This is a genomic window from Synechococcus sp. FACHB-909, from assembly GCF_014698945.1.
GTDB lineage: Bacteria > Cyanobacteriota > Cyanobacteriia > PCC-6307 > Cyanobiaceae > Cyanobium.
Genome location: NZ_JACJTY010000008.1, coordinates 24,908 through 49,027 on the forward strand (window position 1 = coordinate 24,908; position 24,120 = coordinate 49,027).

At 66.3% G+C, this 24,120-nt stretch carries 24 protein-coding genes; 8 read left to right on the forward strand and 16 right to left on the reverse strand.

The genetic code is table 11. The features are described 5' to 3' along the window. Positions 1-203 precede the first annotated feature (203 nt). The 15 genes from H6G99_RS13115 to ribH all read right to left on the reverse strand — a co-directional run bounded on the left by H6G99_RS13115 (position 204) and on the right by ribH (position 12,608). Positions 204-1,451, reverse strand: coding sequence for a class I SAM-dependent methyltransferase (locus tag H6G99_RS13115; RefSeq protein WP_190611935.1), 1,248 nt, complete (start codon positions 1,449-1,451; stop codon positions 204-206). Further along, on the reverse strand, positions 1,402-2,235 hold the full coding sequence (locus H6G99_RS13120; protein WP_190611937.1) for a phytanoyl-CoA dioxygenase family protein: 834 nt from the start codon (positions 2,233-2,235) through the stop codon (positions 1,402-1,404). The genes H6G99_RS13115 and H6G99_RS13120 overlap by 50 nt, the downstream gene beginning before the upstream one ends. Next, positions 2,226-2,948 (reverse strand): WbqC family protein, encoded by a 723-nt coding sequence (locus tag H6G99_RS13125; protein ID WP_190611938.1) that lies wholly within the window; start codon positions 2,946-2,948, stop codon positions 2,226-2,228. Before H6G99_RS13125 ends, H6G99_RS13120 begins: the two co-directional genes overlap by 10 nt. Next, entirely contained in the window at positions 2,945-3,445 is a 501-nt protein-coding gene (locus H6G99_RS13130; RefSeq protein WP_190611940.1) for a GNAT family N-acetyltransferase, read from the reverse strand. The genes H6G99_RS13125 and H6G99_RS13130 overlap by 4 nt, the downstream gene beginning before the upstream one ends. Next, positions 3,442-4,188, reverse strand: a complete 747-nt coding sequence (locus H6G99_RS13135; RefSeq protein WP_106222057.1) for a cephalosporin hydroxylase family protein — start codon at positions 4,186-4,188, stop codon at positions 3,442-3,444. The genes H6G99_RS13130 and H6G99_RS13135 overlap by 4 nt, the downstream gene beginning before the upstream one ends. Before the next feature lie 59 nt (positions 4,189-4,247). Beyond that, a complete protein-coding gene (locus H6G99_RS13140; protein ID WP_190611942.1) occupies positions 4,248-5,372 on the reverse strand; it encodes a DegT/DnrJ/EryC1/StrS family aminotransferase in 1,125 nt (374 codons plus the stop codon). Positions 5,373-5,375: 3 nt separating this feature from the next. Continuing rightward, the gene (locus H6G99_RS13145) at positions 5,376-6,617 is read right to left on the reverse strand and encodes a methyltransferase domain-containing protein (RefSeq protein WP_190611943.1); all 1,242 of its coding nucleotides are present in this window, start codon (positions 6,615-6,617) and stop codon (positions 5,376-5,378) included. Continuing rightward, positions 6,614-7,162 (reverse strand): dTDP-4-dehydrorhamnose 3,5-epimerase family protein, encoded by a 549-nt coding sequence (locus tag H6G99_RS13150; protein WP_190611944.1) that lies wholly within the window; start codon positions 7,160-7,162, stop codon positions 6,614-6,616. Before H6G99_RS13150 ends, H6G99_RS13145 begins: the two co-directional genes overlap by 4 nt. A gap of 1 nt (position 7,163) precedes the next feature. Beyond that, positions 7,164-8,150 (reverse strand): class I SAM-dependent methyltransferase, encoded by a 987-nt coding sequence (locus tag H6G99_RS13155; RefSeq protein WP_190611946.1) that lies wholly within the window; start codon positions 8,148-8,150, stop codon positions 7,164-7,166. Between the two features lie 66 nt (positions 8,151-8,216). After that, positions 8,217-9,476, reverse strand: a complete 1,260-nt coding sequence (locus H6G99_RS13160; RefSeq protein WP_190611947.1) for an ABC transporter ATP-binding protein — start codon at positions 9,474-9,476, stop codon at positions 8,217-8,219. Continuing rightward, on the reverse strand, positions 9,473-10,291 hold the full coding sequence (locus H6G99_RS13165; protein ID WP_190611949.1) for an ABC transporter permease: 819 nt from the start codon (positions 10,289-10,291) through the stop codon (positions 9,473-9,475). Before H6G99_RS13165 ends, H6G99_RS13160 begins: the two co-directional genes overlap by 4 nt. A gap of 52 nt (positions 10,292-10,343) precedes the next feature. Continuing rightward, complete coding sequence (gene psbZ, locus H6G99_RS13170; RefSeq protein WP_094584244.1) at positions 10,344-10,532, reverse strand: photosystem II reaction center protein PsbZ; 189 nt, start codon at positions 10,530-10,532, stop codon at positions 10,344-10,346. 86 nt (positions 10,533-10,618) lie between these two features. After that, the gene (gene rfbC, locus H6G99_RS13175) at positions 10,619-11,218 is read right to left on the reverse strand and encodes a dTDP-4-dehydrorhamnose 3,5-epimerase (protein WP_190611950.1); all 600 of its coding nucleotides are present in this window, start codon (positions 11,216-11,218) and stop codon (positions 10,619-10,621) included. Continuing rightward, positions 11,215-12,123 carry a glucose-1-phosphate thymidylyltransferase RfbA gene (rfbA, locus tag H6G99_RS13180; protein WP_190611951.1) on the reverse strand — a complete coding sequence of 303 codons (909 nt, stop codon included), beginning with the start codon at positions 12,121-12,123 and terminating at the stop codon, positions 11,215-11,217. Before rfbA ends, rfbC begins: the two co-directional genes overlap by 4 nt. Next, positions 12,120-12,608: a 6,7-dimethyl-8-ribityllumazine synthase gene (ribH, locus tag H6G99_RS13185; RefSeq protein ID WP_094584241.1), complete on the reverse strand. Its 489-nt coding sequence runs from the start codon at positions 12,606-12,608 to the stop codon at positions 12,120-12,122. Before ribH ends, rfbA begins: the two co-directional genes overlap by 4 nt. Positions 12,609-12,718: 110 nt before the next feature. Between ribH and mutS the strand changes: the two genes are divergently transcribed. Continuing rightward, entirely contained in the window at positions 12,719-15,535 is a 2,817-nt protein-coding gene (gene mutS / locus H6G99_RS13190) for a DNA mismatch repair protein MutS (RefSeq protein WP_190611953.1), read from the forward strand. Here the strand turns inward: mutS and H6G99_RS13195 are convergent. After that, a complete protein-coding gene (locus H6G99_RS13195) occupies positions 15,511-16,173 on the reverse strand; it encodes a precorrin-8X methylmutase (protein ID WP_190611954.1) in 663 nt (220 codons plus the stop codon). The genes mutS and H6G99_RS13195 overlap by 25 nt on opposite strands. Before the next feature lie 233 nt (positions 16,174-16,406). Between H6G99_RS13195 and H6G99_RS13200 the strand changes: the two genes are divergently transcribed. From H6G99_RS13200 to mscL, 7 genes are all read left to right on the forward strand, one after another. Next, complete coding sequence (locus H6G99_RS13200) at positions 16,407-16,979, forward strand: type II toxin-antitoxin system VapC family toxin (RefSeq protein WP_190611956.1); 573 nt, start codon at positions 16,407-16,409, stop codon at positions 16,977-16,979. After that, the gene (gene holA, locus H6G99_RS13205) at positions 16,979-17,989 is read left to right on the forward strand and encodes a DNA polymerase III subunit delta (RefSeq protein WP_190611958.1); all 1,011 of its coding nucleotides are present in this window, start codon (positions 16,979-16,981) and stop codon (positions 17,987-17,989) included. Before H6G99_RS13200 ends, holA begins: the two co-directional genes overlap by 1 nt. Before the next feature lie 28 nt (positions 17,990-18,017). After that, the gene (locus H6G99_RS13210) at positions 18,018-19,829 is read left to right on the forward strand and encodes an aspartate kinase (protein WP_190611959.1); all 1,812 of its coding nucleotides are present in this window, start codon (positions 18,018-18,020) and stop codon (positions 19,827-19,829) included. A gap of 26 nt (positions 19,830-19,855) precedes the next feature. Then, positions 19,856-21,703 (forward strand): MBL fold metallo-hydrolase, encoded by a 1,848-nt coding sequence (locus tag H6G99_RS13215; RefSeq protein WP_190611963.1) that lies wholly within the window; start codon positions 19,856-19,858, stop codon positions 21,701-21,703. Then, the gene (locus H6G99_RS13220) at positions 21,676-22,833 is read left to right on the forward strand and encodes a PQQ-dependent sugar dehydrogenase (RefSeq protein ID WP_190611965.1); all 1,158 of its coding nucleotides are present in this window, start codon (positions 21,676-21,678) and stop codon (positions 22,831-22,833) included. Before H6G99_RS13215 ends, H6G99_RS13220 begins: the two co-directional genes overlap by 28 nt. A gap of 61 nt (positions 22,834-22,894) precedes the next feature. Further along, positions 22,895-23,680, forward strand: coding sequence for an EAL domain-containing protein (locus H6G99_RS13225; RefSeq protein WP_158219479.1), 786 nt, complete (start codon positions 22,895-22,897; stop codon positions 23,678-23,680). 32 nt (positions 23,681-23,712) lie between these two features. Then, positions 23,713-24,105: a large conductance mechanosensitive channel protein MscL gene (gene mscL, locus H6G99_RS13230; protein WP_094584232.1), complete on the forward strand. Its 393-nt coding sequence runs from the start codon at positions 23,713-23,715 to the stop codon at positions 24,103-24,105. The last annotated feature ends 15 nt before the right edge of the window (positions 24,106-24,120 follow it).

Consider the following 24,120-nt stretch of genomic DNA (forward strand, 5'->3'; position numbering starts at 1 on the left):
ATAGACAATAGGGACACCATTGGCGAATGGTCATCGCCTGGACCGGGAATGGAATACATGCATACGGGATTTGAGCTGGAATCCAGCCCACGCACTAATACACATGATGGAGAAAGATCCCAATTGCAGCGAGTGCAAACCCTCAGGATCTCGGTTGGTCGAAATGTCTAAGAATGCATTAGCCGTCGATGCTGTGTTAGCGATTACACGCCTTGATCATGGGAGGACGTAGGACTGAGTTCTGCTTCTGCCAAATAGCAGATGGTTGCGCCTAGAGGCATCCAGATATCGGCATCCACGAGGATATCTCTAGCATGAAGCGGATTCAGCCCAGGATAAATCCTACGAATTGAATCAGGACAGTCCTCAGGTGCAAGGACCGGAACGCCGAGATAGTCCTGGCCTTGGAGATACCTATTTCGATCCAGAAAGCAGAGAGGCCTCTGATGAAGCCGAGAGGTGATCAATGCGCCGTAAAAGCCAGCGCCGTAAATCGCTGTCGGTACATGCCCCGCAACTTCCTGATCAGCGTCAAGAGAACCCAAGGCCTTGGACCAGAAAGCCAGTGCATCAAGGGCTTGAATGATGACTGAGCCTACATCAGTCTTGATGCCACCACTGGACGAGTCAGAAACCGCCGCCCGCTCCGCAATCACAACGTAGGCACCACGGAACAGATCACTGGAGAGCGTGTGCGCGACAAGACCGGCAAGCTCGCATGTCTTGATCAGACTCGAGGCCGTGAAATGGTTGACATGATCCACCACCAGAAAGTCGCCGGTGTTACTCAGAGGATCTGGAACTGTGAAAAACACCTTGCCGCCAGGAGCCAGCAATTCGGCAAGACGCTTCAGTGTTTCGATGGGATCGACAACATGCTCAAGAACAAAATGGGCCGTGACGAGGTCAAAGCGAGCTTGCCAGTCAGTAGGAAGACAATGGATCGCCTGTTCGGAAGCGGGGACCCAGCCCTGCCAGAAGCCAACATAATCATGACTGACATCAAAGATGGATGGACGCAGATCAGGCCTTGACTCCAGGAAGGTCCGCAGAGTTGTTCCCTTTGCGGCACCAAAGTCGAGTACCCGTGCGTTCAGGGGCAGACCAATGGCCGCCAGCATCTCGGCTTGGCGATGTGTTCGAAAAACAGGCTGGCCGTCACGGACCTCATAGAGTTGGTCGTGTTGATCCGATTGCAACGAAATACGATACTGCGTGTCATAGAACTCTTGAATCTTTGGCAAGTCTGGAGATTGTCCATGACCACAGATTCGACAGATATAGGTCTGGGTGGGAATCGCGAGATGGGTGGAGATCGAAGTAATCGCTGGCGCAGCGGCAGAGTAGTCAGGGGGCGAGAGAGTTGCGCCACAAATACGACACTGGGTCATCATATTGCTTTCAGATCGCGACTTCTGCTTGATCAAGAATAGCACGGAAGTCTTGGCCACCCGCAAACGAGCCCTTCCAGCTGATCTTCACTCCTAATGGATTCGCAAAGTTGAAGTAACGGAATTGGATCGACCATCGAGGATAGGCATCGACATTCTCGCCGGACTGATGCAGTGTGAGAAAGTCCATCAGCAGCAGATCTCCGGGTTCCGTAAGCGGAGATTGACGCTGGTACTTTGCCAGCCGATCCTCCTCACCGACAAGGCGAAGGGCGTAGGCCCCCTGCTGAGCAGAGTCCGACGCTGTATGGACAGGAACGATGCCTTCACGATGGGATCCGATACAGACCTCTACCGGGCCCAGCGATGGTCGGATCGAGACAAGGGGTGTCCAATAGACAATGCCATCAAGACTGCGCAACTGGGCAGGAAACTCCTGATGCCAAGGAGCACGGAATGTGGACTCACCTGGACAATCGATGCGAATGCCATAGCCGCCAGCAGCCAGTCCGGGTATGGATCCTGAGCGAAGTTCACGAAACAAGCATGAATTCCGCATGTCGCTGACAAGCTGCATGAACTCCGGGATCTGCTTGACCGCGTCATACACTTCTCCGCCGTAGGCACGATCACGCCGGATCAGGGCCATGAACCCCTCGGTCATGGCGAGATCAGCAGTCTGGGTGGGGGCTTCAACCTGGTACTTGATACATAAGAGTTCTATGATGACTCTGATTCCTTCAAGAATCGGGGCGACTTGGGTTGATTGATCGTAGAAGCCCTTGAGGAGCAGAATTCCGCTATCCCGAAAAGCATCTCTCTCCAGGTCGGTGACTAACGACATTCCAATCTCCTTAGATGCTCTCTCCAACCGACAGTGGCTGGGCGAAGATGCTGCAAGGCAACCGAGGGATCAACCGAAGAGTAGAGGTCGAGATTGGCAACGTAAGGTGTAAAGAAGGCATCACCTTGATCCCACGGAACTGGATCATAAACCATATACTCCACCCCAATGGACGCAGCCTCAAAAGCCTCATGGCAAAGGTAAGCAGCGGCTCCATGACCCGTTACGTAACGCGTTCCTCCAACCGCCTGCACCAAGCTGAGCACACGGTTCCAGGAGGTGCCCTCCACACCCATGGCTGAGGATCTCATCCTCCTGGCTGGCAAAATTCCCCAGCGCTCGCCGGGAATCTCAGCGCTGGCAATCAGCCGACCAACCACGGACCCGGGGACCATCGTCTCATCGAAGAGCTTGAGGGCCTGCTGCCGATAGGGTCGGACCCTCAAGCTCTGTGACAGCAGGGCGCGATGGGCCAGAAACAACTCCTCCCCCGGCAGCCCCAGATCCATGATCCGTGGAAACGATGCGCCGCGCACCAAAGGGATGGTCATCCACTTGGTCGTCTGACCATGTCTGACCTGCACTCGATTCGTAAACGAGCCCTTGGAGAACTGAGCATCATCCAGCCAGATCAGAACATCCGCAAAAGCCATCTGGGCCATGAAGCCGACCCAGGGGTAGTACATGGGCTGACTGATGACAACCGTAGTCATACGGTCTCCAGAAGTGTCTCCATCATCGTGACATCATGGTAGTGGTTCCCATCAAAATAATGCTGCTTGAGATGGCCAACCATCCGATACCCAATCGAGGCGTAAAGGTGTAAGGCGATCTGATTATCCGACCTCACCTGCAGCATCAGCTTGCGAAGACCAAGATGGACTCTCGCCTCTTCCGCCAAGGCCACCATGGCGCGGCGGCCCCAACCGGATCCTTGCCAACGGGGATGCAGGGCAATGCCCACCCAGGCGTACCGATCCAGACCATGGCGGTCCGTCAATTGCACAAAGCCCGCGGTGCTACGGCCATCCAGCTCGATCACCCGAAACCAGCCCATGGTTTCTCTTCGGCTGACCCAGGCCTGGACATCGACCGTCGCCTCAGGGTCAGGATGGGCCAGAAGTCGATGCTGCAAGGGGATGTCCGTGCGCAGCTCCCTGAGGACCTCTTCATCGGCGTGGGGGATATACCGACGCAATTGAAGGGTCATGATCGGCAGCGCAGGTAGCCACCGGGGGATGAGGAAAGGACGAGCTTTCCATTCAGGACCGGATCCGGCTCGAAGCGATCCTGCTCCTGCAGGTAGTCCCGCAAGGCCGACAGAGGTTCGTCTCCCTTGTACCAGATCTTGGAGCGCTTCTTCGGCGCCTGGTCCTCCTCCACATGGCCCACCAAGGTGTCGGCAACCACCAGATAGCATCCCTTGGTCACCAACGGTCCATAGGCGCGGCACTCCTCAAGAACATGCTGGCGGCTGTGATCGCTGTCAAGCACCACCATCACTCGTGCCCCTTCAGGGATCAGACGACGCACCTGCTCAAGGGTTGGGATGTCAACCGATCCACCCTCAATCAGATCCACCCTGTGGGCCAGTGGATGGCTCTGAATCGCCTCGCGATTGTGCGGTCGAATGTCGATATCCACTCCGATGACCCTGCCATTCCCAAGAATTTCCAGGATCGAGGCCATGAACAGGACCGATCCACCCCTGGCGACTCCGGTCTCGATAATGATGTCGGGCTTGCTGTTCCAGATCACTTCCTGTGTGGCGAGGACATCGGCTGGCATCTGGATGATCGGGACACCCATCCACGTCCAGAGATAGGAGTAGTCGTAACGATCAAGTTCGGTGATCAGCGCAAGCGAATGGGAGAACGCCTCATGATCCTGTCCTAAAGCCAGGCAGTTTTGCTCTCTGGACTGCTCAAACTGCTGTCGGTCATCAGTCGTCATGGGGTCAGGATCGATGATAAGGAGAACAAAAATGCAGAACAGGCGAGTGGCGGATACCCCTATCCCGTCAGGTGCTGTTGCACGAGTTGATGAATACGCTCTGCGTCCTGCTGGGAAAAACCAGAGTAACTAGGCAGATTAATACTTCTCATATGGATTGTCTCGGAAAGAAAAGGCTGAGAAGAGGCCTTTCGCCCAGGAACAGACGTGGAACTTAGAGGCCAGAAAAAGACACGACCATCAATTCCATGCTCCTGAAACTGCTTCAGCAGTTGATCCCGGTCAAAGGCCACCGAAGGATCCACCACCATGGTCGGCATCCAGTAACCATTGACCACGTGGGACGGCTCCGGGTTCATCTTGACAGGGAGAGATGAAAAGAGCTTGTGGTAGCGGGAGAACGTCTGACGCTTCTCATTGATGAGTTCATCAATTCGCTCTAGTTGCGCACAACCTATGGCAGCCTGGATGTTGCTCATCTTGTACTTGAATCCCACCCGCTCAGGCCAGAACTGCCTGGTTTCACCTTTGGCACGGCCATGGTTGGACAAGGTGAGCACCTGTTCGTAGAGCTGGCTGTCGTTGGTGACGAACATGCCACCTTCCCCGGTGGTCAGTGTCTTGGTGCCATGAAAGGAAAAAACACCGAAACGGCCCAGGCTTCCTGCCCGCCTGCCATGCCACTGGGAGCCAATCGCTTCTGCGGCATCTTCGATCACAGGGATGCCATAGCGCTCACCGATCTCCAGAAGCCGATCCATGGCGCAGAGGTTGCCGTACAGGTGAACCGCCACAATCGCCTTGGTTCTTGCCGTAATCCCCGCTTCCACCTGATCTGGGTCAAGGCACCAGGTATCGGCAAGAATGTCGACGAAGACCGGCTGGGCCCCCAGATGGACGATGGGCGCGGCCGTGGCCACCCAGTTGGTGTCCGCCATGATGACTTCGTCTCCAGGGCCGATCCCAAGGGCGTGCAAGCCCATGTGCAGCGCTCCCGTACAGCTGCTCGTAGCAAGGGCATGGCCGACGCCGAGGTGCTGACGAAAAGCCTCCTCAAAACGGAAGATATAGGCGTAGCAATGCTCACCCCAACCATTGCGGGCAGCATCCGTGGCGTAGGCCACCTCCAGCTCCGTGATTGACGGCCTTGTGTAGGGAATCCTGGGGGGGGAGAAGTCGTCCATGAATCAGATGGCCGAGAGGATGGGGATCGCCACCTTCACGGGGACGTCGATCCTGCCTCTGAGCTGGGCCTTCACTTCGCCCGCCAGGTTCCATGGAAGCACAAGGAGCTCATCAGGCTGCCGCTCCAGAAGATCATCAACATCAATGATGGGAATGTGGCTTCCTGGCAGCCATTTTCCAATCTTGCTGGGGGCCAGATCGGCCACCGCTTCCAGCAGGTCGCTGCGGATCCCGGCGAAATTCAGCAGGGTATTTCCCTTGGCCGCGGCACCATAGGCAAGCACCCGCTTCCCGGACCGGCGGGCAGCCAGCAGATACTCCATCAGCGCAAACTTGGCTTCCAAGGCGCGCTTCTGGCAGCGGTCGTAAGCCTCCAGGGACGTGAGCCCGGCCGTGGACTCCTCCGCAAGGACCCCCTCCACAGCCTGCCGTTCCCGCGGCGTCTGGGCAGCAGCCGCAGGATCTCCGCTACGGGCAAGCCATACCCTCAGGCTTCCGCCGTGGGTGGTGATCTGCTCGGCGTCGAGCACCATCAGCCCGGCATCCTCCGCCATTCGCTGCAGAGTCGTAAGGCTCAGGTAGCTGTAGTGCTCGTGATAGATCGTGTCGAACTGGTTGCCGTCAAGCAATCGCAACAAGTGGGGAAACTCCACAGAGGCCACACCAGATGGCTTGAGAACACGGGAGATTGCCGCCAGGAAGTCATTGATATCTGGGACATGAGCCAGCACGTTGTTGGCCACCAACAGATCGGCCCTGAAACCCTGGGAAACAAGCTCGGCCGCAAAATCTCCTCCAAAGAATCTCTCGAGCGTGTCGATACCTTTGCTTCTCGCAGCCTCCGCCGTAGCGCGGGTTGGCTCGATGCCGAGGCACGGAATCCCTTGCGCCTTCACGTACTGGAGCAGATAGCCATCGTTGCTGGCCACCTCCACAACCAGACTGCCTGGACCGAGCGAAAGTCGATCGACGGCCGCCTTGACGAACCGCTCAGCATGCTGACACCAGGTGATCGAAGTGCTGGAGAAGTAGGCATAATCCGCGGTGAACAACTCATCGGCTGGTGCATGCATGGGCAGCTGCACGAGCCAGCAGTTCGAGCACACATACACGCGCAGGGGAAAGGTGACTTCCGGCAGACTCAGCTTCGCCTCGCACAGGTAGGCATTGCTGGGCGGCTGATGGCCGAGGTCAATGACTTCATGCTCCAGTGGAGTCCCGCAGTGTCGGCAGTGGTGGGTCACGGCAGGCTCTCCAGCAGGGGCAGCGACCGGTCACGCTCACTCAAGTCCCTGGGCTGCATCGGCCAGTCAATGCCGAGTTGGGGATCGTCCCATCGCACACCGGTCTCCTCCGAAGGGCGATAAGGAGCTCCGTGAAGGTAAAGCAAGGTGCTGTCAGGCTCCAGCACCTGAAACCCATGGGCACAGCCCGTAGGGATCAGCAGTGAGTTCCCGGCTTCGGCGCTGAGGTCCACCGCCACCCAGTGGCCACGCGTGGCGGAGCCCGGCCGCAGGTCAACGGCCACGTCCCAGACACGCCCCACCACGCAGGTGACCAATCGGAGCTCCGGAGGCGCCCCCCGTTGGAGATGCAGGCCTCGAAGCGTTCCGGGGCTTGGGTTGTGGCTGAGATTGACCTGCTCGATCGGCCGATCCCCTCCCCAGAGCTGGCTCCAGTCCTCTCGCCGGAAGACATTCAGGAAGCGGCCACGGTGATCGCCATGCGGCCGGCGGGTGATCTCCACCACACCCTCGAGGGCCGTGGTGCGGTGGCTGGTCTCGGCCATCTCAGGCGAGAGCGGGACGATGCAGCACGGTGAAGGCGTCGAGATCCTCCAGACCCCAGCCATCGGCGATGCCACTGAGGCGCTGAAACGCCACGTCCAGACAGGCCTCCTCTGCAAACCCTCGCATCCGCTCGGCGGTCATGTCGCTGCGGTTGCCGGGATTGTGGGCCCAGTCGCTGTTAGGAGCCACCGTCCCGTAGTTGGAGTGGTGCAGGAACGCACTGCCACCGGGCCGCAGGACGCGCGCAATCTCATGGACATAGGCCCGCACCACGGACGAATCGAAATGAACCATGGAATCAAAGGTATAGACAAGCGACTGGGAACTCGAATCGACCATTGAGAGGGAATCACCATCGGTAACGAAGTAGCGGAATTTGCAGCCGTCACGCTGCTCACCGAACCGCTCCCTGCAGGCCTCGATGCAATTGGGATTCACATCAATGAGCGTGATCGATCCAGCCAGCCTACGTAAATGCTCTGTATTCCGGCCATGGCCCGGAGCAAGCTCAAGAACGTCAGTGAAGTCAAGATCCTTGATGATGGGCCAGATTACCCCCTCCCACTGCTTCTGGATGTAAGGCTCAGCGTCCCGGTAATAGTTGCCTTCTGCATGGGCGTCACGACACTGGGCAATGGTTTTGAGACGAATCATCTCAAGTGCCAAATCACCGCAGACGGAAGCTGCATCCTCCTGATCAAGCCGTCTGGAAGCCTGCAGAAGATCAGCAGCCATTCGATTCTGAAGCTCCTCCTGGAAGCAGAGAATCACGCCACGACGTGTCAGATCATGGGACAGAACCTGTTCGCGGAGGCTGTCGGGAAAGTCAGCCTTGACAATCCCGATGAGATCAAGCCAGGGCACCAAGCGGCCTGGACTTTTCTGGACCCGCTCGATGGCCTGTCTCCTGGAGGTCGGAGGACGACTGGCCGACGCTGCGGCGATACGACCCAACTTCCTCCTGATCCTGGCAGCCAGCGAACGCATCGAAATCCGATCCACGTCAGAACTCCATTCTCCCATGACATCTGCCCGGATGCCAGACAGGAGCCATCAACGCATGCTCCAGTTCAGCTGCGGCCTGACGGCCCCTGGCACGAGATTGACAGCGCCATGCCGAGACTCATCATGCAAGTCTTCGATCACCTGAAAGCAGAACTTATCCTGAATGTGAAAATGGATACAGAGAGGCATGGCTGTTGTCGCCGCAAAATTCACTGAATATGTACCTTCATTGAGAAATCGCTCTGGCAGCCATACAGTCACCCGGTGTGTTCCAGGGGCTTGAGGCGACGGCTGGCGAGGACTCGTTACGAACGCACATTGCCCCCCGATAAAGAAGTGAATGTTGGGAATGACAGGTGCGGTCGATGGCTCAAGAAGTTCGTACGTCATTTCCAGACCAAACTCGCGATCGATATAGACAAAGCTGAGTTCGTTCCCGGTCCGATCCACCAGCCTGGCTCCAAGCATGCGACAACAAGCGTCTCCAAGTGGATCAGCCGTGAGATCCAGTACAGAACTTGCCGTCTCCTCGCTGCTGGCGAAATAGGAGGCAGTGACGGACTCCGTGGGGCCAATCTGGGTGACCCTGCCATTCTCCAGCAACATGCACGAATCGCAGAGACTGTTGACCGTGCTGAGGCTGTGGCTGACAAAGAGAACCGTTCGACCCTGCCCGGTGACATCCTTCATCTTGCCGAGGCACTTCTTCTGAAACTGAAGATCACCCACGGCCAGCACTTCATCGATGATCAGGATGTCTGGCTCCAGGTGGGCGGCGACGGCAAAGGCCAGACGCACATACATGCCACTGGAATAGCGCTTTACCGGGGTATCAATGAAGCGATGCACCTCGGCGAAATCAACGATCTCATCGAAGACCCGGTCAATTTGCCGTCGCCGCATGCCCAGCAGCGTGCCATTGAGATAGATGTTCTCGCGGCCGCTGAGCTCGGGGTGAAAACCGGTACCCACTTCCAGCAGGGAGCCCACCCGGCCGCGAATCTCGGCCATGCCTGTGGTGGGCTCCGTGATCCGGGACAGGATCTTCAGCAGGGTGCTCTTGCCAGCCCCGTTCCTCCCGATCACTCCAAAGACCTTGCCCCGGGGAACGTCGAAATCCACATCCCGCAAGGCCCAGAAGGTCTCACTGCTCATCCGCTGGCGTTGCCCCTTGCCCTGCCAGGGCCAACGTCGCCAGGAGCCGCCATCGGCGGCCTCGACTGGGGGCTCCACCACGCCCAGATGATCAATCTTGTAGGACTTGCCCAGGGAGCGAACCGTGACGGCAATATCTGAAGTCGAAGTCATACGATATCGGCGAAGCCCCTCTCAATGCGCAGGAAAACTGCCATGCCAATCACCAACGAGGCGACAAGCCCGGCCAGCATACTCGCCATCATGGTGACTGTGATCGGCACACCGCCCAGTACCGACCAGCGGAAACCCTCAATCAGTCCCACGGTGGGATTCAGGGAATAGAGAAAAAGCCATTTCTCCGGGATTAATGATGAAGAATAGACAATCGGTGTCAGATAATTCCAGGCCTGCAGAGCGAATGGCACGGCATAGCCGAAGTCCCGATGGTAGACATTCAAGGAGGCCACAATCAGGGTGAGCCCCAGTCCCATCAGGAACGCAGCCAGCAGAAAGAAAGGGGCGGCCAACAGATGCCAGCCCAGGCCGATGCCGAAAAGGGCCAGCAGAACCACCAGGACCCCGAGGCTGACCAGGCCATCCACAGCCACCGACCCCATCGAGGCCAGGGGGATGATCAGACGGGGAAAATAGATCTTCGACAGCAGTCCCGCATTGCCCACGAGGCTGCCACCGGCCCTGCCGATCGTGTTGCTGAACAGACTCCAAGGAATCAGGCCCGTGAACACCATCAGCAGATAGGGCTGACCATTGCTGGGCAATCGGGCGAAGTTGCCGAACAGCACGGCAAAGATGATCGCCGGCACCAGCGGCTGCAGGATGACCCAGACAACTCCGAGACTCGTCTGCTTGTAACGCAGCTTGATGTCACGAAGCGAGAGGTAATACAGGAGATCGCGATACTCGACGATCTCCTTCCACTCAAAGAATGAAAAGCGGCGCCTGGGCTGAATGCGAGTGACGCTCATATGGCGGGACTGGGTGATCAGGGGAGGCTGTCACGCCGTCACCCTGTCGACCTCAGACCACCAGCAGGCTCATGCCCCAGTTGACCAGCACCAGGGCCACCCAGGCGGCGCCGCCGATCAGAATCAGGCGGTTGGAGCGGCCGCTGTCCTCGGTGCTCGCGTAGAGCACCGGCACCGCCACGATCAGGGCGAAGGACATCACCACCAGGGCCAGAACGGTGAGGGTATTGAGGATCTGCATGGGGCAGGAAGGCTCGGGGCCGGATCAGGCAGCGTTGGGGATCCTGCCATGCAGCGCGGGGCCCTGCCCGCCGCCGGAGCCATCCTTCACACGTTGTCGGGCGCGAACAGATCCCCGGCGGCGGCCAGGGCCCCCAGACCGGGGGCGGCGGCGTCCTTGGGGGCCAGCAGGGGCTGGTGGGGCGCCGGCAGCTCCCCCAGGGGCCAGTCGATGCCGATGGCCGGGTCGTTCCAGGCCAGGGAGCGCTCGCACTCCCGGCTCCAGTAGCCGGCGGTCTTGTACTGCACCTCGGCCACCGGGCTCAGGGTCAGGAAGCCATGGGCGAAGCCCACCGGCACCCAGAGCTGGTGCTGGTTCTCGGCGCTGAGCCGCTCGCCCACCCACTGGCCCAGGGTGGGGGAGTTCCGGCGCAGGTCGACGGCCACATCGAAGACCTCCCCGACGGTGCAGCGCACGAGCTTGCCCTGGGGGTGGGGCGCCCGCTGGAAATGCAGGCCCCGCAGCACCCCCTGCCCGGAACGGGAGTGGTTGTCCTGCACGAACTCAGGGGCGTCGGCGTCCTCCTTGCCGAGGGCCTCGGCGAAGCGGCGCCGGTTCCAGCTCTCGCTGAACCAGCCGCGCTCATCGGCGTAGACCGCCGGGGTGAGCAGCAGGGGGCCGTCGATGGCCAGGAACTGAACGTTCATCGTTGGGGCTCCAGGGCCTGGTGGTCGCTGGCGGCCTCCTGCAGCAGGCGCAGCAGGTAGTCGCCGTAGCCGGATTTCTTCAGGGGCAGGGCCAGCCGCTCCAGCTGGCTGTGGTCGATCCAGCCAAGGCGCCAGGCCACCTCCTCCGGGCAGCCCACCTTGAGGCCCTGGCGCTTCTCGAGGGTGCGGATGTAGCTGGCGGCCTCGTGCAGGGAGTCGGGTGTGCCGGTGTCCAGCCAGGCCATGCCGCGGCCCATCAGCTCCACCCGCAGCAGGCCCTCATCGAGATAGAGCTGGTTGAGGTCGGTGATCTCCAGCTCGCCCCGCGGCGAGGGACGCACCTGGCGGGCCCGCTCCACCACCGTGTGGTCGTAGAAGTACAGGCCCGTGACCGCATAGCGGCTGCGCGGCTGGGGCGGCTTCTCCTCGATGCTCAGCACCCGGCCGTCGCCGCTGAACTCCACCACCCCGTAGCGCTCCGGATCGCTCACCGGATAGGCGAACACCGTGGCCCCGGGCCGCTCGCCGTTGGCCCCCTGCAGCTGGGGGATCAGGTCGTGGCCGTGGAAGAGGTTGTCCCCGAGCACCAGGGCCGCCGGTGCGCCGTCGAGGAACTCGGCGCCGATCAGGAACGCCTGGGCCAGCCCATCGGGGCTGGGCTGCACCGCATAGCGGATCTCCATGCCCCAGCCGGATCCGTCCCCCAGCAACCGCTCGAAGGCCGGCTGGTCGGTGGGGGTGGTGATCACCAGCACCTCGCGGATGCCCGCCAGCATCAGGGTGCTGAGCGGGTAGTAGATCATCGGCTTGTCGTACACCGGCACCAGCTGCTTGCTGACGGCGGTGGTGAGGGGGGCCAGGCGCGTGCCGCTGCCCCCCGCCAGGATCAGTCCCTTACGGTTCATGGCGTCGGCTGCGGCAGTGCGGCCATCAGGCTGCCCATCTCCAGGGCCTGGAGGCCGTAGCTCCAGCCCAGGTTGCTCTTGATGCCGGCCCGCTCGAGGGCCTGCTGCAGGGTGTCGGTGGTGAGCACCCCGAAGATCACCGGCACGCCGGTGTCGCGGGCCACGGCGGCCACCCCCTTGCTCACCTCGGCCACCACCACGTCGAAGTGGGGGGTGTCGCCCCGGATCACCGCCCCCAGGGTGATGACCACCTGGTAGCGGCCGCTGGCGGCCAGCCGCTGGGCCACCAGGGGAATCTCGAAGCTGCCCGGCACCCAGGCCACGTCGAGCTGGGTGCTCTCGGGGCTGACGTCGATGCCGTGGCGGGAGAGGGAATCGAGGCAGCCGCTGAGCAGCTTGCCGGTCACCAGATCGTTGAAGCGGGCGATCACCAGGCCGATCCGCAGACCGGCGACATCGGTGAAGCGACCTTCGAAAACCGTCAAGGGGTCAGACCACGAAGAAGCTCATGCCCCAGTTGAGCAGCACCAGGGCCACCCAGGCCAGCCCCCCGACCCGATCCCCTTACGATCGGGACGCTCCTGACGGCGGACCCATGGCCAGGGAAGTCCAGCAGCAGCTCACGCTCGCGGACGATCCGGCCCTGCAGGGGGACCTGTTCGGGGGCACGCCCGAGCCCACCGTGCTGGCGCCGGAGTCGGCTTCAGCGTCGGAGTCGGATGGGGACGCCCCGGACGACCAGGCCCTGCTGGCCGACGCCAGCGCCCGGCCCCGCCCCCGACGGCAGCGGCCAGCGGCCACGGCCACCGGCACCGAGGGCGACGGCGAGCAGGCCGGTGACCCGGGCGGTGGCGACGCCAGCGGCGCCCAGGAGCCCGATGGCGACCTGCCCCGCTGGCACCACCATTCCCTGGTGGACCCGGAGGCGCTCACGCCGGTGCTGCGGCACTACGTGGAGCTGAAGACGGCCCATCCGGACCGGGTGCTGCTCTACCGCCTCGGCGACTTCTACGAGTTCTTCTTCGAGGACGCGATCCTGCTCTCGCGTCTGCTCGAGCTCACCCTCACCGGCAAGGACGCCGGCAAGGCCCTGGGCCGGGTGCCGATGGCGGGCATCCCCCACCACGCCGCCGAGCGCTACTGCGCCGACCTGGTGCGCCGCGGCCTCAGCGTGGCCCTCTGCGACCAGCTGGAGGCCACCCCCGCCAAGGGGGCCCTGCTGCGCCGCGGCATCACCCGGGTGCTCACCCCCGGCACGGTGCTGGAGGAGGGCATGCTGGCGGCCCGCCGCAACAACTGGCTCTGCGCCGTGGTCCTCGACGGGGACGGCAGCCACGCCGGCCGCTGGGGCCTGGCCGTCGCCGACGTCAGCACCGGCGAGTTCCGGGTGACCGAGCGCACGGGCAGCGGCAGCCTGCACCAGGAGCTGCTGCAGCTGGAGCCCGCCGAGGTGGTGTGGCCCGGCCCGGCGGAGGCGCCCGCCTGGTGCCCCGAAGGTCTGCGGCTCACCCCCCTGGCACGCACCCCCTTCGACGCCACCGAAGCCGCCGCCCTGCTGCGCCGCCGCTTCCGCCTGGCCAGCCTCGATGGCCTGGGGCTGGGGGAGGCGCCCCTGGCGCTGCGGGCCGCCGGGGGCCTGCTGGCCTACCTGGACACCACCCAGGCGGCGGCGGCGGAAAGCGCCGCGGCCATCCCGCTGGAGATGCCGCGGCTCTGGCACGCCGGCGACCAGCTGGTGCTCGACGCCCAGACCCGCCGCAATCTGGAGCTCACCCGCACCCAGCTGGGCGGCGCCCTGCAGGGCTCCCTCCTCTGGGCCCTCGACCGCACCGCCACCGCCATGGGCGGCCGCTGCCTGCGCCGCTGGATCGAGGCCCCCCTGGTGGATCGCGCCGCGATCCTGGAGCGGCAGGAGGCGGTGAGTGAGCTGGTGGAGCAGCGGCCCCTGCGGCTGGGGCTGCGCCGGCTGCTGCGGCCCATGGGGGATCTGGAGCGCCTGACGGGGCGGGCCGGCGCCGGCAGCGCCTCCGCCCGCGACCTGGTGTCCCTGGCCGATGGCCTCGAGCGGCTGCCGCGCCTGGCGGCCCTGGTGGCCCCCTGCCGCAGCGGCCCCCTGGCGGCCCTCAAGGGTCCCTGGCCCGAGCTCGCCGCCCTGGCAGAGGAGGTGCGCCACCACCTGGTCGACACCCCGCCCCTGTCGCTGAGTGAAGGCGGGCTGCTCCATGACGGGGTCGATCCGGTGCTCGACGGCCTGCGCAACCAGCTCGACGACCAAGAGGCCTGGCTCTCCCGGCAGGAGGCGATCGAACGGCGGGCCAGCGGCAACCCCAACCTGCGCCTGCAGTACCACCGCACCTTCGGCTACTTCCTGGCCGTGAGCCGCGCCCGGGCCGCCGCCGTTCCGGACCACTGGATCCGCCGCCAGACCCTGGCCAACGAGGAACGCTTCGTCACCCCGGATCTCAAGGGCCGCGAAGGCCGGATCCTGCAGCTGCGGGCCCGGGCCTGCCAGCGGGAGTACGACCTCTTCTGCGACCTGCGCCGCCGGGTGGGGGAGGCGGCCGGGCCCGTGCGGGCAGCCGCCCGGCGGGTGGCGGAACTCGATGCCCTGGCCTCCCTGGCGGAGGTGGCGGCCACCGGCGGCTACTGCCGGCCCGAACTCAGCGAGGGCCGCGAGCTGGTGATCGAGGCGGGGCGCCATCCGGTGGTGGAGCAGCTGCTGGTCGATGCGTCCTTCACCGCCAACGACCTGCAGCTGGGGTCTCCGGAGGCCGACGGAGCACCGGCGCCGGACCTGATCGTGCTCACCGGGCCCAATGCCAGCGGCAAGAGCTGCTACCTGCGCCAGAGCGGCCTGCTGCAGCTGATGGCCCAGATCGGCAGCTGGATCCCGGCCCGCTCCGCCCGCCTCGGCATCGCCGACCGCATCTTCACCCGGGTGGGGGCGGTGGACGACCTGGCCAGCGGCCAGTCCACCTTCATGGTGGAGATGGCCGAGACCGCCAACATCCTTCACCACGCCAGCCCCCGCTCCCTGGTGCTGCTCGACGAGATCGGCCGGGGCACGGCCACCTTCGACGGCCTCTCGATCGCCTGGGCCGTGGCGGAACACCTGGCCGAGGGCATCGGCGCCCGCACGATCTTCGCCACCCACTACCACGAGCTCAACGAGCTCGCCGAGCTGCTGCCCAACGTCGGCAACGCCCAGGTGCTGGTGGAGGAGACCGGCAACGACCTGGTGTTCCTGCACCGCGTCTGCCGGGGGGGCGCCAGCCGCAGCTACGGCATCGAGGCGGCCCGGCTGGCGGGCGTGCCCGCCTCAGTGGTGCTGCGGGCCCGCCAGGTGCTGGGCCGCATCGAGGCCAACAGCCATGTGGCGGTGGGACTTCAGGGGGGACCCAGAGCGGCCTGATCCAGCCAGGCCCGCCGCAGCAGGGCATTGGCGGCGGCGCCCACCAGTCCGGCGCCGCCCTTGCTGCCCTCCAGGCGGATCTGGGGGAGGGCACTGGCGGCGAGATGGCGCTTGCTCTCGGCCACCCCCACGAACCCCACCGGCATGCCGATCACCAGGGCCGGGGCGGCGATGGTTCCGGCCTCCACCAGCTCCAGCAGCCGCTCCAGGGCCGTGGGGGCGCTGCCCACCAGCACCACCGCGCCCGGGTGCTCCAGCAGGGCCCGCTCCATGCCCGCCGCCGCCCGGGTGCCGCCGGCGGGGGCGACGGCGGGGGCCCAGGCCAGCACCGAAAGGACCGGATTGGCGAAGGTGCGCCGGGCCATGGGCGCCACGGCCGCCGCGGCCATCGCCGTGTCGGTGAGGATCGGCGCGCCGGCCGCCAGGGCGTTGAGGCCGGCGGCGCAGGCCCCCGGCCCAATACGCAGATCCGGCGCCAGGGCCAGGTCGCCGCTGCTGTGGACCAGGCGCTCGAGCACCTCCTGCTCCACCCCCTCCAGGCCGGTGGGCCCCAGCCAGGCGCGGATGCGGCGCACACTCTCCCGGAAGATCGGATGGTCGAGGGAGGCCTCGAAGCTTTTGCTCGCCTGGCGCGGCATGGGGGCACCGGGACGGTAAGCGGCGAGGCTACGAGATGCGCCCTGGCCGTACTCCCGGTGGGCGGGGGCCTCTGCCGAGCCAAATCAAAACCTGTACATTGTGTACAGAACTCGAATTCGGCCGCCAACACCATGGACACCCTCGGCGTCCTGGAGGCCAGGAAGCGTTTCCCCGAGCTGCTTGATCGTGCCCACGGGGGCGAGGAGACCCTGATCTCGCGCCACGGCCCCCGGTGGCGGCCCTGGTGCCGCTCTGGCGTCGCCACCGTCCCCAGCGGCAGGTCCTGATCGCCCTCAAGGGCAGCGGCCGCGACTGCTGGCCGGACCCGCTCCCGCCGAGCCAACCTTGGCCGGTCCAGCCCCTGGACAGCGCCGCCCACCTGACCCTCGGTTCGGCCGTGGCCATCGACGCCACGGTGCTGATTCCCTGGCTGCGCGGGGACGCCAGCGGCCGCCGGCACGAGCCCCTGATCGCCGCGATCGCCGCCGGTCACTGGCGCGGGGTCCTGAGCATGGCCACCCTGAGGACGCTGGTGGCGGGGCCGCTGCTCCGGGGGGACGAGACCCTGGCGGCCCGCTACGAAGCCGTGTTCAGCGATCCTGCGGCCTGGACCCTGGTGAGCCTCACGCCCCAGGTCGCCCTGGCGGCGGCACGCCTGCAGCGGCCCGGCACCGGGCCGGCCCTGGGGCCCGATGGCGCCCTGGAGCTGGCCTCGGCCCTGCATGGCGGGGCCACGGCGATGATCAGCCGGGACCCCCGCCTGCTCGCCTCCCTGCCCCTGCCGGCGGGGCCGCCCCTGCCCTGATGCCGATCCACCTTTACTGGGGCGACGACGAGGCCGCCCGCCAACGGGCCCTGGCGGACCGGATCGAGGCCCTGGTGGATCCCGCCTGGGCTTCGATCAACCTCAGCCGGCTGGATGGGGCCGATGCCGTCCAGGCGGCCCGGGCCCTCGAGGAGGCCCGCACCTCCCCCTTCGGTGCCGGGGCCCGGGTGGTGGTGCTGCAGCGCAGTCCCTTCTGCCAGGCCTGCCCGGCGGAGCTGGCGGCCCAGCTGGAGGCCTCGGTCGCGCTGATCCCGGACGACTGCCACCTGTTCCTGGTCAGCGACGGCAAGCCCGACGCCCGGCTGCGCACCACCAAGCGCCTGCGGACCCTGGCCGAGGAGCAGTCCTTCACCCTGCCGCCGGTCTGGGACGGGGCGGGTCAGATCGAACGGGTGGAGAGCGCCGCCCGGGCCCGGGGCCTGACCCTGGCGCCGGCGGCGGCCGAGGCCCTGGCCGAGGCGATCGGCAGCGACGGGATGCGGCTCGCCAGCGAGCTGGAGAAGCTGGCGCTCCACGCCGGCGGCGGTGGCAGCGGCCGTGGTGGGCCGATCACCGCCGAGGCGGTGGCCGCCCTGATCGGCGGCCAGGTCACCAGCAGCCTGGCCGTGGGCGACGCCCTGCTGGCCCAGCACCCGGCCGAGGCGATCGCCCTGGTGGAGGCCCTGCTGGAGGTGGGCGAGCCCGCCCTGCGCATCGTGGCGGCCCTGGCCAGTCAGATCCGGGGCTGGCTGTGGGTGTGCCTGCTGGAGCGCAGCGGCGAGCAGGACGTGGCCGTGATCGCCAAGGCCGCAGGGATCGGCAATCCCAAACGGATCTACGTGATGCGCAAGCAGATCCGCGGCCGCAGCCCCGACCAGCTCCTGGCCCTGCTGCGCCGCCTGCTCGACGTGGAGGCCGCCCTCAAGCGCGGCGCCGACCCCGGCGACGCCTTCCGGGATGGTTTCCTGCTGGCCGCCCTGGCCCAGCCCGGGAGCGCCCCGCGTCGATAATCGGGCCGGATGCGCCGGCAACGCGGGAATGGCCCTGTTGATTCAGAAGTTCGGAGGGACCTCGGTGGCGGACACCGAGCGGATCCGGGCGGTCGCCCGCCGCATCGCCGCCAGCCGCGAGGAGGGCCACGAGCTGGTGGTGGTCGTGTCGGCCATGGGTCACACCACCGACCAGCTGACCGGCATGGCCGCCAGCCTCTGCAGCGATCCCCCCCGCCGGGAGATGGACATGCTGCTGGCCACGGGCGAGCAGGTGTCGATCGCCCTGCTGTCGATGGCCCTCCATGCCGAAGGCGTGCCCGCCGTCTCGATGACCGGCACCCAGGCCGGGATCATCACCGAATCGGCCCATGGCCGGGCCCGGATCCTGGAGGTGCGCACCGAACGGCTGCGCCGCCTGCTGGAGGACGGCCATGTGGTGGTGGTGGCCGGCTTCCAGGGCACCAGCAGCGGCCACGCCGGCACCCCGGAGATCACCACCCTGGGCCGCGGCGGCTCCGACACCTCCGCGGTGGCGCTGGCGGCCGCCCTGGGCGCCGACGGCTGCGAGATCTACACCGACGTGCCCGGGGTGCTGACGACCGACCCCCGCAAGGTGAGTGACGCCCAGCTGATGGAGAGCGTCAGCTGCGACGAGATGCTGGAACTGGCGAGCCTTGGTGCTGCGGTGCTCCACCCCAGGGCCGTGGAGATCGCCCGCAACTACGGGGTGCCCCTGACGGTGCGCTCCAGCTGGAGCCAGGCCCCCGGCACCCGGCTGACCAGCGGTCCGGCCCGCCCGATCGGCAGTGAGGGGCTGGAGCTGGGCCGGCCCGTGGACGGGGCGGAGCTCGAGGCCGACCAGGCCGTGCTGGCCCTCTCCCACGTGCCCGACCGGCCGGGGGTGGCCGCCACCCTGTTCGAGGCCCTCGGCGGCGCCGGTCTGAACGTGGACCTGATCGTCCAGGCGATCCACGAGGGCGCCAGCAACGACATCGCCTTCACCCTGGCGGCGTCGGAGATGGAGCGCGCCCGCCAGGTGTGCCAGGAGGTGCTGGCGGCCATGGGGGCCGATGGGGCCCAGCTTTCGGCCGAGGCGGGCATGGCCAAGCTCAGCATCGCCGGGGCCGGCATCCTGGGCCGCCCGGGCGTGGCGGCCCGCCTGTTCGACACCATGGCCCGCCTCGGCATCAACCTGCGCCTGATCGCCACCAGCGAGGTGAAGGTGAGCTGCGTGGTGGATGGCCAGCTGGGCGCCCGGGCCCTGCGGGCCGCCGGCGAGGCCTTCGAGCTCGCCGACCAGCAGCTCCGCCACGATCCGCCCCCCTGCCACCTGGGGGATCCGGCGGTGCGGGGCGTGGCCCTCGACCGCGACCAGGTGCAGGTGTCGGTGGGGCGGGTGCCCGACCGGCCGGGGGCGGCCGCGGCCATCTGCCGGGCCCTGGCCGATGCGGGCATCAGCCTCGACGCCATCGTGCAGTCGGAGCGCACCCACGGCGGGCCGGAGGACCGGCGGCGGGACATGAGCTTCACCCTGCGGCGCGACGACCGGCCGGGGGCCGAGCGGGCCCTGGCCCCGATCCTGCGCCAGTGGGACGGCGCCTGCTTCGAAGAAGGCCCGGCCATCGCCAGGGTCAGCGCCGTGGGAGCCGGGATGGCCTGCACCGCCGGCACGGCGGCGCGGATGTTCCGTTCCCTGGCCGATGCGGGCATCAACATCTCCCTGATCGCCACCAGCGAGATCCGCACCAGCTGCGTGGTGGCGGAGGCCGATGGGGTGCGCGCCCTGCAGGCGGTGCACCAGGCCTTCGGCCTTGGTGGCGCGACTCGGCATGCGGCCCAGGGGACAGAAGCTCCCTAGGCTTGGGGCCGCGCCAGGGTCGGGGCATGTTGGTTCGGTTCTGGGGAACCCGCGGTTCGATCGCCAAGCCCGGCCCGGACACCTTCCGCTTCGGCGGCAACACCTCCTGCGTCGAGGTCCGCTCCGATGCCGGCACCCTGCTGGTGATCGACTGCGGCACCGGCGCCCACGGCCTGGGGCAGGCCCTGATGCAGGAGCGGCCCGACGGCATCGAAGGCTCGCTGCTGATCAGCCACACCCACTGGGACCACATCCAGGGCTTCCCCTTCTTCGCCCCCTTCTTCGCCCCTGGCCACAGCTGGGACGTCTTCGGACCCAGCGGCCTCTCGGGAAGCCTGCGCAGCGTGCTCTCCGGCCAGATGCAGCACGCCTACTTCCCCGTCACCCTCGAGCAGTTCGCCGCCACGATCCGCTACCACGACCTGCACGAGGGCACCTTCCGGATCGGGGACGTGACGATCACGACCCACCTGCTCAACCATCCCGCCCTCACCCTGGCCTACCGGCTCCAGGCGGACGGGGCCACGGTCATCTACTGCTGCGACCACGAACCCCACGCGCCCGAACTGGCCAGCGGCATCGGTCCCCTCTCCGGCCAGGACCTGCATTACGCCGAGTTCATCGAGGGGGCCGACCTGGTGATCCACGACGCCCAGTACACGGCCCTGGAGTTCCCGGCCAAGCTCGGCTGGGGCCACAGCTCGGTGGAGTACGCCGTGCGCATCTGCGAGGAGGCCGGGGTGGCCCGGCTGGTGCTCACCCACCACGACCCGCTGCGCAACGACGCGACCATCGACCTGATCCTGGCCGGTGTGCGCGCCGATCTGGCCGAGCGGGGCGCGCCCCTCGAGGTGCTGGCGGCCTCGGAGGGCCTGGTGCTGCGCACCACCCCCCGCACCCCGGAGACCGCAGCCGGCGCTCAGCCGGCCGAAGCTGGGGCCGAAACGGGGGAGGCGCCCGGACCCGGGGCCCTCAGTGGCGATCCCGGCGGCCCCCCGGCCCTGGTCTGGGTGACGGACAGGGATCTGGAGGCGGCCCTCACCACCGCCCTGCGGCTCGAAGGTCTGCCCTTCCATGTGGCCGGCGGCGAAGCCGATCTGGAGCAGCGTCTCGAGCGCGACGGGGCGTCCCTGCTGCTGCTGGAGCAGGCACTCCCCGTCCGCGATGGCCCCGGGCTGGTCCGCCGGCTGCGGGAGTCCGCGGCGACGGGGCTGGCCGAGACCCCGGTCGTGATGCTGGCGGCCGTGGAGGAGCAGGCCCGCTACGACGATCCCCTGGTCAGCGAGTGGCTGGTGCTGCCCGTCTCCGAGAGCTTCCTGCGGGCCCGGCTGCGGGCCTGGAGCCTGCGCACCCCCTGCCGCTGGGAGCGGGCCCGGCCGCCGCAGGACGAGGAGCGGCGCCTGCGGCGGCTGGCGGAGCTGGACCTGCTGGACACGGAGCGGGAGGAGCGCTTCGACCGGCTGACCCGGATCGCCGCGGCCGCCTTCGATGTGCCGATCGCCCTGATCAGCCTGATCGATGCCGAGCGGCAGTGGTTCAAGTCCTGCCATGGCCTGGCCACCTGCCAGACCTCCCGCGATCTGGCCTTCTGCGCCCATGCGATCCTCCAGCGCTCGGACCTGCTGGTGGCGGACACCTGGCTCGACGAGCGCTTCGCCGAGAATCCCCTGGTGCTGGGGGAACCCCGGATCCGCTTCTACGCCGGCTCGCCCCTAATCCTCGAGGACGGCACCTGCCTGGGCACGCTGTGCCTGATCGACACCCGCCCGCGTCAGCTCAGCGGCGCCGAGCTCTCCCTGCTCCACGACCTGCGCGATCTGGTGCTTCTGGAGCTGTCCCCCCAGCCATGGCCCGTCGCCGTCCACCACTCCTGAACGGTCTGGCCGGGGTCCTGCTGCTGCCGGCCCTGGCCAGCTGCCAGCCCGCAGCCGTCTCCGCCCCGGTGCGCAGTGTGCCGGTGGTGGGCGGCCTCGAGCACCCCTGGGCCGTGGCCTGGCTGCCGGGCGGCGACCTGCTGATCACGGAGCGGCCGGGCCGGCTGCGCCTGGTACGGGGCGGCGTGCTGCAGGCCGAGCCGATCCGCGGCGTGCCGGAGGTGCTGGCCGCCGGCCAGGGGGGCCTGCTGGACGTGGCCGTCCATCCCGACTTCGCCACCAACCGCTGGATCTATCTCACCTATGCGGCCGGCAGCGCCGAGGCCAACCACACCCGGCTGGCCCGGGCCCGCTTCGACGGCCGCGCCCTCAGCGATGTGCAGGTGCTGTACGCGGTGCCGCAGCGCAAGAGCGGCGCCCAGCACTTCGGCTCCCGCCTGCTCTGGCTCCCGGATGGCACCCTGCTGCTGGCCATCGGGGACGGGGGCAATCCTCCGATCGAACTGGAGGGGCAGCCGATCCGCACCCAGGCCCAGAACCCGGGCAGCGCCCTGGGCAAGGTGCTGCGCCTGAACGCGGACGGCACCGCCGCCAGGGGCACCCCCTTCGCCGCCAAGCCTGGTGCCCTGCCGGGACTCTGGAGCCTCGGGCACCGCAACATCCAGGGGCTGGCCCTCGATCAGCGAACGGGCCGGGTCTGGGCGAGCGAACATGGCGCCCGCGATGGCGACGAGCTCAACCGGATCGAGGCCGGCGTGAACTACGGCTGGCCGCGGGTGACCCACAGCCGCGAGTACTTCGGCCCGCCGATCGCACCGGCCACCAGCGCCCCGGGCCTGCGGGATCCGATTCTCGTCTGGACGCCCGCCATCGCCCCCTCCGGCCTGGCGGTCTACGACGGCGATCGCTATCCGGGCTGGCGCGGTGATCTCTTCGCCGGCGGACTGGTGTCGCGGCAGGTGCATCGGCTGCGCCTGGATCCGGAGGGATCGGTGACACCCCAGCAGGAGATTCCGATCGGCGCCCGGGTGCGGGACGTGCGCCAGGGACCGGATGGATTCCTTTATGTGCTCACCGACGGGGCCGGCGATGGCCAGCTGCTGCGCCTGGAACCCATCGGAGCGCCCTGATGTCTGGATTAGGGTTCAATCTCTTTCGAACCATCACCTTTCCCATGGGACGGAGATTCTCATGATCCGACCCGAGGAGATCGCGGAGGGCCTGGCGAAGGGTGAGTTTTTTCTCGAGTATCTGCCGATCCTGTCCCTCCCGGATCTCCGCTGCATCGGAGCCGAAGCCCTGATCCGCTGGCGGCGGGCCGATGGCTCTCTGGTGATGCCCGGAGAGTTCATCCCGTCCCTGGAGTCCACCCCCGCCGCGGGTGTGCTCACCTACTGGGTGATCGAGACTGCGGCGGCGGAACTCAAGGACTGGTTACGGCGCCATGCCGACGTGCATCTCAGTCTCAACGTTCCACCGGAGATCACCGGACGGGGCGGGGTCTATTACGCCGCGATGAAATCCGGCCTGGCCGACATGATTCCCCAGCTGATTCTGGAGGTCACCGAGCGGGGGCTTCCCGATGCCTTGGGCCTGGCGGGCATGTTCCAGGCCCAGCAACTCGGCATCAAGATGGCGCTCGATGACGTCAGCCTGCTGCGGGGCGCCAATCTCGCCATCCTCGGCCGTTGCCCCTTCGACATCATCAAGGTGGATCGCGAGATGCTGGCCATGATCACCCCGGAGACGCCCAATCCTGAGTGGCTGGACGGACTCACCGCCCTGATCCGCTCGTCCCGGCTGATGGTCATCGCCGAAGGGGTCGAGACGGACCAGCAACTCCAGGTGCTGATGCAGGCGGGGGTCCAGGCCGCCCAGGGCTTCCTCCTGTCCCCTCCGATCTCCGCCGCCGCCCTGATCGGCTTCCATCAGCGAACCAATGGTCCGCAGGACGCCGACGGGGACCTCCAGCCGTGAGGTAGGAAGGACGACATTCACGCAAGAATCCCATGGCCCGGCGCGCCGCCACGTCCTTTCTGAGCGACTTCAAGGCGTTCATCAACAAGGGCAATGTGGTCGATCTTGCGGTGGCCGTCGTCATCGGTGGTGCCTTCGGCAAGGTGGTGGATGCCATCGTCAGCCTGGTGATGACCAACCTGCTGGAGCCGGCCCTGAAGGCGGCGCAGGTGGATTCGATCAGTGCCTGGCCCGCCGGCACGGTGATCGTGGCCCTGATCAACTTCCTGGTGATCGCCTTCGTGGTGTTCCTGATCGTGCGGGCCATCGAGGCGATGAAACGCCAGGAGGAGATCAAGGCCGCCGATGCCGGGCCCGATCCCCAGGCCGAACTGGCGGCCGCCGCCAACCGCCTGGCCGAAGCCCTGGATCGGCGGGCGCTCTAGGCCGCGGAGGCGGCG